12 protein-coding genes are annotated in these 12,180 nt (G+C 70.1%); 10 read left to right on the top strand and 2 right to left on the bottom strand.

The window, feature by feature from the left end; genetic code table 11:
* Nucleotides 1–270: 270 nt before the first annotated feature.
* Both OG776_RS40250 and OG776_RS40245 read right to left on the bottom strand, forming a co-directional pair.
* Nucleotides 271–558: a hypothetical protein gene (locus OG776_RS40250; protein WP_329323543.1), complete on the bottom strand. Its 288-nt coding sequence runs from the start codon at nt 556–558 to the stop codon at nt 271–273.
* Between the two features lie 66 nt (nt 559–624).
* Nucleotides 625–870 carry a hypothetical protein gene (locus OG776_RS40245; RefSeq protein WP_148011407.1) on the bottom strand — a complete coding sequence of 82 codons (246 nt, stop codon included), beginning with the start codon at nt 868–870 and terminating at the stop codon, nt 625–627.
* 294 nt (nt 871–1,164) lie between these two features.
* Here OG776_RS40245 and OG776_RS40240 point away from each other — a divergent pair, with 294 nt between their 5' ends.
* The 10 genes from OG776_RS40240 to OG776_RS40195 all read left to right on the top strand — a co-directional run bounded on the left by OG776_RS40240 (nt 1,165) and on the right by OG776_RS40195 (nt 12,136).
* Nucleotides 1,165–1,710, top strand: a complete 546-nt coding sequence (locus OG776_RS40240) for a hypothetical protein (protein ID WP_148011408.1) — start codon at nt 1,165–1,167, stop codon at nt 1,708–1,710.
* A 471-nt stretch (nt 1,711–2,181) separates the two neighbouring features.
* Entirely contained in the window at nt 2,182–3,060 is an 879-nt protein-coding gene (locus tag OG776_RS40235; RefSeq protein ID WP_329323542.1) for an AfsA-related hotdog domain-containing protein, read from the top strand.
* A complete protein-coding gene (locus tag OG776_RS40230; RefSeq protein ID WP_329323541.1) occupies nt 3,057–5,786 on the top strand; it encodes a PEP/pyruvate-binding domain-containing protein in 2,730 nt (909 codons plus the stop codon). The genes OG776_RS40235 and OG776_RS40230 overlap by 4 nt, the downstream gene beginning before the upstream one ends.
* Nucleotides 5,783–6,664, top strand: coding sequence for a hypothetical protein (locus OG776_RS40225; protein WP_148011865.1), 882 nt, complete (start codon nt 5,783–5,785; stop codon nt 6,662–6,664). Before OG776_RS40230 ends, OG776_RS40225 begins: the two co-directional genes overlap by 4 nt.
* Nucleotides 6,665–6,705: 41 nt before the next feature.
* Complete coding sequence (locus tag OG776_RS40220) at nt 6,706–7,335, top strand: dTMP kinase (RefSeq protein WP_148011864.1); 630 nt, start codon at nt 6,706–6,708, stop codon at nt 7,333–7,335.
* A complete protein-coding gene (locus OG776_RS40215) occupies nt 7,332–8,063 on the top strand; it encodes a DUF6182 family protein (RefSeq protein ID WP_148011863.1) in 732 nt (243 codons plus the stop codon). The genes OG776_RS40220 and OG776_RS40215 overlap by 4 nt, the downstream gene beginning before the upstream one ends.
* Entirely contained in the window at nt 8,003–8,893 is an 891-nt protein-coding gene (locus tag OG776_RS40210) for a hypothetical protein (RefSeq protein ID WP_148011862.1), read from the top strand. Before OG776_RS40215 ends, OG776_RS40210 begins: the two co-directional genes overlap by 61 nt.
* The gene (locus OG776_RS40205) at nt 8,890–10,065 is read left to right on the top strand and encodes a cytochrome P450 (protein WP_329323540.1); all 1,176 of its coding nucleotides are present in this window, start codon (nt 8,890–8,892) and stop codon (nt 10,063–10,065) included. The genes OG776_RS40210 and OG776_RS40205 overlap by 4 nt, the downstream gene beginning before the upstream one ends.
* Nucleotides 10,066–10,100: 35 nt before the next feature.
* Nucleotides 10,101–11,204 carry a hypothetical protein gene (locus OG776_RS40200; RefSeq protein ID WP_148011860.1) on the top strand — a complete coding sequence of 368 codons (1,104 nt, stop codon included), beginning with the start codon at nt 10,101–10,103 and terminating at the stop codon, nt 11,202–11,204.
* Nucleotides 11,201–12,136: an NAD-dependent epimerase/dehydratase family protein gene (locus OG776_RS40195; protein ID WP_148011859.1), complete on the top strand. Its 936-nt coding sequence runs from the start codon at nt 11,201–11,203 to the stop codon at nt 12,134–12,136. The genes OG776_RS40200 and OG776_RS40195 overlap by 4 nt, the downstream gene beginning before the upstream one ends.
* The last annotated feature ends 44 nt before the right edge of the window (nt 12,137–12,180 follow it).

The following is a 12,180-nucleotide window of genomic DNA, read 5'->3' as shown; positions in this document are numbered from 1 at the left end:
CCCCGTAGGCGGCGTGGGCCAGATCCCACACCCACGCGGAGCGCCAGACCGGGTTCGGACTCGCGCTCGAGGGCGGTGGGAGCTTGATGCACCAGACGCAGGGTCCAGTAAAGACATGTGCCTTCCTGACCCGCGAGCCAAGCTCCATGAGGTCACTGAGTGGAGTACGAGACGCGTAGGGATCGATGAAGTCGCCTCGGGCCACTGCCCCCTGCGTGGCCCTCAGCCGACGCAAGTCGACGAGCGACGATCAACCCAGGCTCCGCAGCCCTACTCCTCGGCCGAGCCGCGGCGCAACCGCCACTCGACCCAACCCTTGGCGACCACGAAAAACACACTGACCACAGCGAAGCAGACGGCATCGAAAGTGTGCGTCGCCGACCTGGGGTCCTGCTTACTGTTGCTGTACCCCCAGAACCCCAGGGCGAGCACCGCGAACACCAGCGGCATCAACCAGCCCTTGAGCGGGGTGGTGGGCAGGAGCGGCCGGAGAAATCGAGGGAGCTGAAGATCCCTCCGCGCGGGAACGGCGATCACGTGCAAGGGGTCATCGGACATGGGGAATCGGGGTCCTTCTCAGTGGAAATACGCGGTTCTTGGCCTGCCGAGAGGGCCGGTCCGGAACTACTGCCCGAGACTCCGGGTCCTCTTCGCCTCCGCCTTCGCCTGCAGCGCGAGCGCCTTGGAAGAGTCTCCGTGGAACCACCACGTGTACCAGGTGATCGCGGCGAAGAGCACGGCGAAACCGACCGCCCACGCCGCGACCCCAGCCGGCGAAGCACCCTGCATCATCCGCAACGCTGTGAGCGCGAGGACAACAGCGGCCCCTCTGACCGCAGCAACCAAGGTGCGCTTCGAACGACTCGACATGCTGCGCACTGTAGGGCCCTGTTGATCATCCGGTAAAGCCACCCGACGTCGTAACGCCGATGCCCCTTGCCGCTTCCGTCAGCGACAAGGCCTCCGACCGAGTGCTGAACGGCAGCGAGGAGACGCTGCAAGGCGTGCGCACAGCGCTCGCTCGGGGCGGCTAGCAATGCCTTCGCATTCGCCGCCGCGAGCACACTGCCGGGAGTCACGCCCTCCGACACCACCCCACCCAGTCACATGTAAAGTTTCGGCAATCTGATCGAACTGAAGTGCGCACGACATGGGGTGGGATTCATGAGCGGAGACGCTCTCAACGCAGAGGGCATCTGGCAACTGACGCCGCAGGAGGGCGGAAAGCTCGCAGCCAGATGGTGGAAGTGGGCGCTGTCGGCTCCTGACGACCGGAGCCCGGTCACGGACCAGACCGGTGAATTCGCCGACTGGAAGCAACCGCGAGACCTGTGGTTCCTCGCGGGCACCTACGGCGGACGCGTGGTGCGCCGGTGTCAGGTCCCCGCACAGCGGCGCCTCTTCTTCCCGGTCTTCAACACCCAGCGCAGGAGCCGTTTCGCGCCCACACCCATGCTCGTCGACGTCGCGAGCGCCGAAGCAGCCGTGAACGGCCTGCCCCTACCCCTGCAGGAGTTCACATCGAAGCCCTTTCGAACAGGTCTGTACCGACGCGTGGCCTGGGGACTGTGGTGCGGACTTGAGCCGCTTCCGGCGGGCCAGTACGTGCTCGACATCAAGGCCCGCACCACAGGCGGCTTTTGGGTCGACACCACCTACCACCTGACCGTGGTCGGCGACCCTCACGCCTCCGGCGCGCAAGTCCTGTGATGTAGCACCGATCCCCGCTCGGCCGGAAGGCGCTCCACAGCGGTCACAACGGTCAGGTGACCGGCCGCGCGTGCCGCTGACACCGTCCGGCACCTGAACCATCTGCGGGCCCCTGTCCAGGGGCCCGCAGTCGTCGTACGGGCCCACGCGCGGGCGTCATCGATGAACTCGGTGGTCCGAACCGGCGCCGACGTGCCCCGTCCGTTCCCCGCCACACCTCGCGGATCCCGATGTGCCCGGCGACCGCCCCGCGTGTCAGCCGCACTCCCCTTGCCCCCCACTCGCCGCTCACCGCTCCTCCCCCGGGCGGTGGCGGATCCTCTCCAGGGTCAAACTCCAAGGGAAATACCAGAAAGCGTCTGCGAAAATACTTGGGAACCCGTCATCTGCGTAAAGTCCGTCAGATCCTGTCGCAAGTTGAAGCACCTTGAATGCCGTCCGCGCGACAGAAGATCGGAAAGGAGATGATGCATGGAAAAGAAGGAGATCCTTACAGGACACAATCCCTCCTTCGGAGGGAGCACGGCACATCTGGTGATCGACCGGGAGGACTCGTTCTTCTTCGACCACGCCCTCGATCACGTACCTGGAATTCTCGTCGTCACCGGATTGCTGGAGCTGATCCGCAGCGCGCACGGTGAATTACCACCTGACCACCGGATACAGATTTCCCTGAAATTCCACAGATTCTGCGAACTCGACGACGACATCACCCTTTCCGTTTCTCCGCTCACCGCCGACGGACAGAACGACGGCGGCGGCGACGACGAACCGGGCTGGAACCTACGCGCGCAGGTCGGCGCCGAACCGGCCGTCAGCGGAACGGCCGTCCTGCGCCAGAAGCCATCGGCCCCCCTCGTACCCGCCGCCCCGCGCCGCACCGGCTCGTCCCTCCCCGCGGCCGAGCTCTCCCACCGCTCCCGCCAGGAGAACTGCCTGCTCGACGACGTGTGGTGGGCCGACGCACGGCTGCTCGCGAGCGCCACGCAGCCACCTGCCGGCCACTTCCTCCGGGACTACCCGCTGGAGCAGCTCATCGAGACGTCACGGCAGTTCGCCACGCTGATCGGGCACGCCTGCTACGAGCGGCCGATGGACTCCAAATTCATTCTGCGGACCCTGGAGGCGGACCTACCGCTGACGCCCCCGGCCGACGGCGTCCGGCTGGAATGGGTGCCGCGCCCCGGCAAGGGCCGTGCGTTCGATCTCGCGATGCGGCTCTACCACCCCTCGGGCGACGGTCTCGACACGGAGATCGGAAATGCCCACCTGGACACGCTCATCGTGGACGAACGGCAGTACGAGACCATCCGATTCCGTCAGCGACGCACAGAGGACCGCGCACGATGACCCACGGGACAGTCTTCGCCGACACCGCGTCCGAATCCTCGGACCCGACGCTCGTGGGCCACAAGTTCGCACGCCAGGCCCAGCTTCGGGCGGCCGGGTACAACGTCCCGGAGTTCGTCTGCGTCCCCGTCGACGCGTTCGACCGCGCGATGGAGACCGCCCGACCGGACATCCCCGAGGCACCCGTCGGGGGCAGCCCCGACGAACTCGCCGAATGGGCGGAGAAGGCCGCCGCGGCCGTACTGCGCGTCGGCGTACCGGAGTCGCTCACGAACGCCCTGCTGAGCCGTTTCGACCATCTGGCAGGTGATGCCGGTGTCGTCGCGGTCCGCTCCTGTGCCGTCCCGCTGACGAGCGACACCGAGCAGGACGGGGAGGACTCCGCCGCTGATCCGTTCGCCGGGCTGGGACGCAGCTTCCTCTCGGTCGGCCGTGCCGAGCTCCCCGACGCCCTCGCCGCCTGCTGGGCCTCGGCCTTCACTCCGGAAGGCGTGCTGTACCGCGCCCGGCGCGGCGCGGACCCCACCGCCACGCGGATGGCCGTGGGTGTACAGCGCCTCGTCCCCGCCACCGCTTCCTTCGTGGCCTTCAGCCGTGACCCGCGCGGCGGCCGGAACGCCGAGGAGAGCCTCATCGCGGCGGCCTACGGACTCGGCGAGGGAGTCGCCCAGGAACAGGCCGACGTCGATCATTTCACCGTGCACGTCGCCACCGGCGCCGTCGTGCCGCAACTCGTGCGCAAGGAACGTCAGGTCGTAGCGGGACCGACGGGCGGCACCGTCCTCGCCGACGTCCCCGGGGAACTCGCCGACCGCCCCGTGCTCGACGACCGCACCGCGCGCGCCGTGGCGGATCTGGCACTCGCCCTGGAGCGCCACTTCGACATGCCCCAGGACATCGAGGGCGCGGTCACGGAAGACGGCGAGATCCACCTCGTCCAGGCCCGCCCGGCCGTCGTCGCCGCGGCGCCCCGGGACAGGCGCGAGCTGCACTGGAGCAACGGGAACATCTCCGAGAGCTACGCCGGACACACTTCGATGCTCACCTTCTCCGTCGCCTCCGAGCTGTACGCCGTGGGATTCGAGGAGTTCTACCGCAGCATGGGGGTGCCCGAACGGACCCTCCGTGCTCGGCGTTACGAACTGCGGCGGATGCTCGGCTATGTGGACGGCCGCGTGTACATGCGGCTGGAGTCCTGGTACCGGCTGCACAGCGGGATGCGGGCGTTCATCGGGCTCAAGCACAAGTGGGAGAAGGCCGTCGTCACGGTCGACTCCTCCGTGACCGTCCCCGCCCCCTCCGGACCGCGGCGCATGGCCGTACGGGCACGCGAAATCCCGGCGGCCGGCGTGCGCCGTCTGCTCAACCCCCGGCGTATGCGCGCGTTCTTCGCGTGGTGGGACGACCGCCGGGACGGTCTGCCCGACCCTGAGACCCGTTCACCCGGCCAACTCGTGCAGGACTACCGGGAGCTGTGGGCGGACGTCGCGCTGTACTGGGGTCGAACCCTCGTGGCCAACACCCATGTGATCGCCGAACTCGACCTGGCCGAGCGGCTGATGCGCCGCTGGGCTCCGGACGCGAACCGAGGTGTGCTCAACGGCATGCTGTGCGACGGGCCGGTCAACCGCTCGGTCCTGGCCCTGCGCTCACTCCTGACACTCGCCGATACGGTCGGCGGCCACGCCGAGGCACTGGCGGCCGTGTTCGGAGACGATCGGACCCATGAGGAACACGACGACACCGACGTCTGGCGACGGCTCGCGGGCGGCGCGTTCGGCGACGACCTCGCGGCCATGGCGACCGCCCATGTGAAGCGGTACGGCGACCGGGGTCTGCACGACCTCAAGCTGGAGACGACGGTGGTCTCCCAGCGTCCCCAGATGCTCCTGCCCCAGCTGCGGCCGGTCATCACGAGCGGCCGCTCCACCGAGGACAGCGCGAGGGAAGAGCGCAGGGCACGGCGCGAGGCGGAGAGCGAACTGCGTACCCACTGCGCGGGCCCGCTGCGCCTCGCCCTGCTGCGCCTGCTGTTCTGGTCGCTCCGCCGCAACCTGTTCATCCGCGAGAACGCCCGCTTCTGCCGCACCGAACTCTTCGGCGCGTCCCGCAGGATGATCCGTTCCCTCGGGCGGCACCTGGTCGACGCGGGCCGGCTGGACTCGGTCGACGACGTCAACGACCTCACCGTCGAGGAGATCCTCGGCGCGTACGAGGGCGGCGCGGCGACCGTCGGGCTGCGTGAACTCGCGGCGGTCCGTGCGAAGGCCCGTGCCGCGAGCCTGCGGCGTGCGGATCCCCCGAACATCTTCGCCACCGACGCCGACCTGCCCCTGGACGTGGCACTGGAGTCGTCCGGCTCCACCCGCGGCACCCCCGGATCCACACTCACCGGTCTCGCCTCCAGCGGAGGAGTCGTGCGCGGGCGGGCCCGTGTGGTCACCGAACCCGATGTCGACCCGGAGTCGTGCCGCGACCGAATCCTCATCGCCCGGGAGACCGACCCCGGTTGGATGTTCCTCATGCTGGTGGCCAAGGGCCTGGTCGCCGAGCGGGGGACCGTGCTGTCGCACATGGCCATCACCGGCCGGATCTTCGGCGTCCCCACGGTGGTCGCGGTGCACGGCGTGGTGGACCGCGTCCCCGACGGGGCCCTGATCGAGGTGGACGGCGACCGGGGCACGATCACCGTGCTCGACGAGACCACGGCCGAGGACGCCTCATGATCACCCGGCTCACCAGATACGCCCTCGCCTACCCGCTCTGGTTCTACGCCGCCGTCGGCCTCGGCTGGTCCTACGGCCTGACCTCCGCCTACCAGGCCGCCCACCGGACCGGCACGGCGCCCGCCTCCGGGCTCGCGGTGACCGCGGCCACCATCGCGGTCACGTTCCTGCTCTTCCGCGCCGTGGACGACGTACGCGATCTCGCATACGACCGGGTCCAGAACCCGCGCCGGCCGCTGGTCACCGGGGCGGTGCGGGTACGGGATCTCAAAACGCTGTTCGTTCTGGGCGTAGGTGTCCTGCTGCTGTTCAACGCACCGCGCGGCCTGCCCGTGGCCGGTTACGCCGCGGTCCTCGGGTACCTGTGCCTGACACTCCTCGTCGAGTGGCGCTGGAAGTGGCCCGACGCCGACCGGCCGTTGCTGCACCTGCCGGTCAACCTTCCGCTGCAGACGCTGATCTGCCTCTACGTCTACCTCGGTTCGACCCGCGGGCAGAGCGAGCCGCCCTCCGGACGGGACGTCGCCGCCGCCCTGGGCTTCGTACTGGCGCTGACCCACCTCGAGTTCGCCCGCAGGCTCGTCCGCGACCCCGCGCCCCACACCCGCACCTACGTCCACCAGTTGGGCGTGCGGGACACGGCGCGGGTGACCCTCGCCCTCCCGTTCGCGGCGGCGACGCTCGAACTCGCCGCCGTTCGGCCCTGGTTCACGGGGCAGGCGGCCGGCTGGCTGGTGCTGCTCTCCCTGCCCCTGCCCCTGGTCGCCGCCGCCCGCTTCCGCCGAGGGGCGGCACGCTGGTCCGTGGGCCTCGCCGTGCTGTACCTGCTGGTCTCCTTCGCGTCGTTCGCGGCCATCGGCCTGTTCGACGGCCGGTGAGCGCACCCCCATCCACCCTCTGTGGGAAAGGAGCACGTCCCTTGACCGGATTCTGGACGCTACTCGGACCAGACTTCTCCGGAAAGTCCACGGTCCTGAACCGGCTGCACACCGAACACGACTGGCACGTGGTCTCCTACGACGACCGCTACCTGGAGTCGGCCCCTCTGATCCGTCGGCTGCGAGAGATGTGGATCGCCGACGCGTTCGCCTGGAGCGGCAGACGGTACACACCTGAGCTGGTCCTCGCGGTGCTGCACCCCATCGTGCTGCACCTGCGCGACGAACTGGCCCGGGCCGCGGACCTGGAGCGGGTCGTCGTCGACTCCTACTACTACAAGCTGCTCTCCAAGTGTGCCCTGCTCGGCCTCGAGGACAGCGAGATGTTCGCCGCCTGGCGGTCCTTCCCGCAGCCCGAGGGCGTCATCTACCTCGACGTGTCCCCCGAGACGGCGTGGCAGCGCAGCGAAGGCGGACTGCGGATCAACCCATTCGAACACTTCGGCGCCCGACCCACCAGAGACGGGTTCCTCCGCCTCCAGGGCGAACTGCGCGGTGCGCTGCTCAAGGAGGCGTCCGAGCTACCGCTGACCGTCCTCGACGCCGACGCCCCGCCCCGGACGGTACTGGACCAGGTGCTCGCCGCACTCGGCACCCGGGCGGAGCGATGACACCCCCGCCCGCCGCCATCCTCACCCAGGACCGGCTGACCGCCCTCTTCGACGAGCGGACCCGTCTGGTGACCGGTGCCACCCAGGACGCCACCTCCGTCACCACCTTCGTGGTTCTGCGCGCCTTCGACGTCGTCGACCTCGTACGGGGCGCACGCGCGTTCGCAGCCGACCTGAGCGAGACGGAAGGACGCAGCTGGCTGGGCTCCTGGACCCGGACCCGCTTCCTGTTCGGTGATCCGCGGAACCTGACGGACCGCGCCCGGGCCGTGGCACCGGTCGGCACGGCCGCCTGGCTCGGCCCGCACCCCACGGAGCACCCACCGGGGGTGAGCCGCCTGCTCAAACCACTCACCGGCTCCCTGCCGAGGCTGCCGCGCACCCTCGACGTCCCGGGCCGCACGAGTGGTCCGCCCCGTGAACTCCGCCTGGCCACGCGGGAGGTGACCCTCGTCAACTACCTCGTTCATCTGCACCACACCGTCGCCGAGGCCGTGCTGCTCGGCCGGCTCACGGCCGACGAGCCCCTGCGCCTGGTCCACCAGGCCGACCTCGACCCGATGCACGCGCACGCCGACCCCGGATACGCCCGGGTGCACTACGCCGCCGACGACCCGTCGGAACTCCGTCTCTACGCCTGGCTCACCCCCGCGGAAAGGAGAGAACCGTGCGTCCCGCCCACTTCTCCGAGCAGGACCTGGCCCGTCTCGCCCTCTCGGCACAACTGAAGTACCTCTCCGAGGAGTTGCGCCTGGCGGTCGCCGAACCCGACGGTCCCACCGCGGACGGTTCCGGCAGCGTACTGGCCGAGCGCGTCCTCAGGGTGCTCGACGACGGCGTACCCGCTCTCCAAGACGCTCTGGTGGCCCATCTGCGCGCCCGCGACATACCCTGGGCCTGGATCGGCCCCCGCACCGGGCTGGGCCAGGACGATGCCCGGGCCCGCTGGGGCCGCACCGAACCCGTCCGCCTGGCCGATGCCCGTGCCACGGCCGCCGCACTCGACGAGTGGTACGTCCGTCATGCCCAGCTGGAACCCCTGGCCCATGTGAGCAACCCCGTCAGCCGGTTGCTCGGCGACGTCGAGGGCGATCCGCAGCGCTGCCTGATCTGCGCCAAATACGCGGGGGAAGCGGTACCCGCCTGGGCCGGCCGGCCTCAGCCTCCCGGCGGCCATCTGATCGACGACGGCACCTGGCGAGTCGGGCACGGCCCCGCGGGCTTCTGGCCACGCGGCACCCTCCTCATCGAGTCCCACCGCCACTTCCTCGGCCACGCCGAGATAGCGCCCGACGAGGCCACCTCACTGGCCCTGCTGATCCGCCGGCTGACCGATCCGCTCAAGGAGGCCACCGGCGCGCCCCGCGTCCACGTGTGGTCGAACATGGAAGGCACCCCGCACTTCCACACGTGGATGGTGCCACGCGTCACCGAGGTGCCGAGCGGACGGCACTTCATCGCGAATCCGGGCTACTGCACCGCGGTCGAGGCAGAAGAGGCGGTGCACGCCATCCGCAAGGCCCTCGAGAGCCACGCCCGGACGGAGGCCGACACGTGAACCAGACCCTGCGGTTCCCCTTCCCGGACCATCCGAGTGCCGAACCCGCCCCCGAGTTCGCCGTGTTGGCTCAGCTGGGTCGACTGGTGCCGGCCACGCTGCGCAGCGGTACGTCCGCGCTTCTCGTCCACCGGCACGAGGACATGTGCAAGGTGCTCACCGACCCCGCCTTCGCCCGGTTGCCGGCCGCGCGGTTCGGCCTCAGCGCCCGGTCCGCCGAGTCGCTCGCCCTCAACTCCGTCGACGCGCCCGACCACACGCGCCGCAGGCGCCTGGTCGCGCACGCTTTCACGGGCCGGCAGGCCGAACAACTGCGGCCCGAGGTGGAGCGCCTCACGAAGGAGCTGGTCTCGGCCATGCTCGAACGTGGCGCCCCCGCCGACCTGTTGGCCGACTACGCCGTCCCTCTCACGGTCGGCGTCATCAGCAGCGTCTTCGGTCTCCCCGAGTCCGAGGTACGACGGCTGCTGCCGCTGGTGGAGCGGATGATGTCCACCACGGCGTTCGACCGGTCCGAGACCCAGTCCGCACACCACGCCATGTTCGCCGCCTTCGAGAAGTATCTCGCGGGCCCGCACGAGGAACCCGACGGCCTTTTCGGCACGCTCGCCGCGGCACGTGACGCGGGGGATCTGATGCCCGACGAGGCCGTGCACCTGGCGTACGGGCTGCTGGTGGCCGCCCACGAGACGACCGCCAACCAACTCGGCATGTGTTTCCTGGTGCTGCAACGCGACCGGGAGAACGTCGAGCACCTGCGGGCCCGGCCCGAGCTGCTCCCCGCCGCTGTGTCGGAGCTGCTCAGATACACGTCGCTCAACGCCGTGGGCGGGGTTCCTCACATGGTCCAACGGCCGGTCGTCCTCGGCGGCGTGCGCCTCGAACCCGGCACGGTCGTCCTGCCGGTGGCCGACGCGGCCAATCGCGACCCCGACGTGTTCGCCGAGCCGGACGCCCTGCGCCTGGACCGGGCCGCCAATCCGCACCTCGCCTTCGGGCACGGCCGACACCGCTGCCTCGGTGCGCCGATGGCGCAGATGGAGCTGGAGGTCGCCCTGCACACCCTGCTCGGCCTGCTCCCGGAACTCCGCCTGGCCATACCGGAGGACGGACTCGAATGGCGTACCGGAATGTACATCCGGGGCGTCCGACGGCTACCGGTCACATGGTAGCCGCGGTGGCGCGGACGGCGACACACCGTGAGCGCGTGCTGCTCGCCCCGGTCACGGTGAGCCCCACCAAGCCCCTGACACCGACCCACCTGAAGTACCTGCTGTCCCTCGACATGATCCGCCGCGCCACCGGCGCCTTCGCGGACGTCGACGTCGCCTACCATCACGCGGTGTACGCGGGCAGCCGTCAAGTGGCGGGCTTCTGGGACTACCTCGAGCGCCACCATCCCGGGCTCGACGCCGACGCGCTCAGCGAGGAGGACATCGGCCACCTCTATGTCGCCCACCACCGCGACGCGTCAGCCCCCTTCGCGTCGATCCGGCCCATGGTGCGCCGCGCCGAGAACGGCTGGACCCACCCCGTCACCGCCCGGCTCCTCGACCTGTGGGAACAGCACTACCGTCGCCTCGGCATGGCCGACCCGCACCTCGGCCGCGGACGCCCCGAACTGGCCTCGACGGACGAGGTCATCGACCTGATGAGCCGTCATGCCGTATGTCTGGACGGGCGTCCGCTCAGCGCTCCCGTCCACCTGGACGCCACCTGCAGAGGGCTGCCCCTGCGGGCCGTCCTGAACGAGGAGGGCCAGGCCAATTACCTGCTCTACCTCCTGCGCGAGCTGATCCCGCTGCTGCCCCGCTACGACCTGGTGGTCCTGGCCCACGACGTCGAACTGCGCCACGACTACCGGACCGTGGCACACGTGCTGGAGACCCTGGGCTCACGCGTGGTCAGGTTCGAGGTGCCGCGCGTGCCCCTCGAAGGCGTCACCCGCTCGGCGCGGGCCGGCGGCTGGGAAGGCTACACGCTCGACGCGTACCAGGGGCCCCTCGTCGAAGAGCACGGACTGGCCGCCTTCCGCCTCGGCCTCCGTCTCTACCTGGTCGCGGGCCTCGGCCGGACCGCCGCGCAGTCCTTCGCCCTGCGACCACTGGAGCGCTGGATCCGCCGGGCCGCGCGCCTGCTGAGGGACCACGCGGGCGCCGCGGCCGAACCAGTCCCCTACCTGACCGGCATCACCGGCCGCCTGGGGTACGCGGATCCTTACCGTGTGGCGACGGCGTTGCTGAGCAAGAACGGTGACGTGCCGGTCGCGGGCCTGATCCAAGTAGTGACCGGCGGAAGCGGGGCCAGGTGAACCGGCTCGCCTCCGGCCCCGTCCTTCTGACAGGCGGCTCCGGCTTCATCGGATCGCACGTGCGCCGACTGCTGCGTTCACGCGGCACGCCCGTCAGGGTCCTCGCACGTCACACCGACACGGACGCCGACGACCTGGTCCGGGGCGACCTGAACGATCCGGCCTCACTGCGAGGCGTCTGCGAGGGGATCACCACGCTGGTGCATGCCGCGTCCGTGATCAACGGCAGCGAGGACGAGTGCCAGGCCGTCAACGAACGCGGTACCGCCGCCCTCGTCGCCGAGGCACGGCGCTCAGGGGTACGGCGCGTCGTCTACGTCAGCACCGCCGCCGTGTACGGGCACGGCGTTCACCGCGGCATCGACGAGGACGCCGTCGCGCCGGCCCCCGTGTCGCCGACCAGCCGCTCCCGCCTCAAGGCGGAGAGCAGTGTCCTGGCGGCGGGCGGGACGGTGCTGCGGCCCTTGTTCGTGTACGGCGAGGGCGACCGCTGGTTCATCCAGACGGTCGTGCGGCTGGCGAGGCTCCTGGGCGCACGGCCGTCGGGAGGCAGGGCGAGGCTGTCCGTCATCTCCGTCGACGCCCTGGCCGAAGCGGTGTGCGCCGTGGCCCAGTCGCCGACCCACGACCTGGACGGGGCCGTCCTGCACGTGACGCCCCCGGCCGCGACCACTCTCGGTGAGATCCTCGACGCGCTCACCGAGAACGGACTCCTGCCGGAGCTCACCGAGGAGATCGACCACGACACAGCCCTGACCCGCCTGGGCGACGCCACGGCCCGCACGCTGAGCCTCCTCGACTCCGACCACTTCTACGACAGCGGCCGCCTGCGCCGAGCCGTCCACCTCCCACCGGACGCACCCTTCAAGGACACCTTTCCGCGCTACGCACACTGGTACGCGCAGGCCATCACGGGCACGGCGCCGGAATGAAGGCGCCGCCTCCCCCACACCACAGATGCGCAATAACCCGGCAT

It is taken from the genome of Streptomyces sp. NBC_01689, assembly GCF_036250675.1.
Lineage (GTDB): Bacteria > Actinomycetota > Actinomycetes > Streptomycetales > Streptomycetaceae > Streptomyces.
Note: the sequence above shows the minus strand (reverse complement) of the source record. Positions and strands in the feature narration are given on the sequence as shown.

What these genes read in the sequence shown, in the direction of transcription:
- OG776_RS40230 (WP_329323541.1), top strand. Translation starts at nt 3,057, where the DNA reads ATGACCCACGGGACAGTCTTCGCCGACACCGCGTCCGAATCCTCGGAC.
- OG776_RS40215 (WP_148011863.1), top strand. Translation starts at nt 7,332, where the DNA reads ATGACACCCCCGCCCGCCGCCATCCTCACCCAGGACCGGCTGACCGCC.
- OG776_RS40235 (WP_329323542.1), top strand. Translation starts at nt 2,182, where the DNA reads ATGGAAAAGAAGGAGATCCTTACAGGACACAATCCCTCCTTCGGAGGG.
- OG776_RS40225 (WP_148011865.1), top strand. Translation starts at nt 5,783, where the DNA reads ATGATCACCCGGCTCACCAGATACGCCCTCGCCTACCCGCTCTGGTTC.
- OG776_RS40245 (WP_148011407.1), bottom strand. Translation starts at nt 870, where the DNA reads ATGTCGAGTCGTTCGAAGCGCACCTTGGTTGCTGCGGTCAGAGGGGCC.
- OG776_RS40240 (WP_148011408.1), top strand. Translation starts at nt 1,165, where the DNA reads ATGAGCGGAGACGCTCTCAACGCAGAGGGCATCTGGCAACTGACGCCG.
- OG776_RS40250 (WP_329323543.1), bottom strand. Translation starts at nt 558, where the DNA reads ATGTCCGATGACCCCTTGCACGTGATCGCCGTTCCCGCGCGGAGGGAT.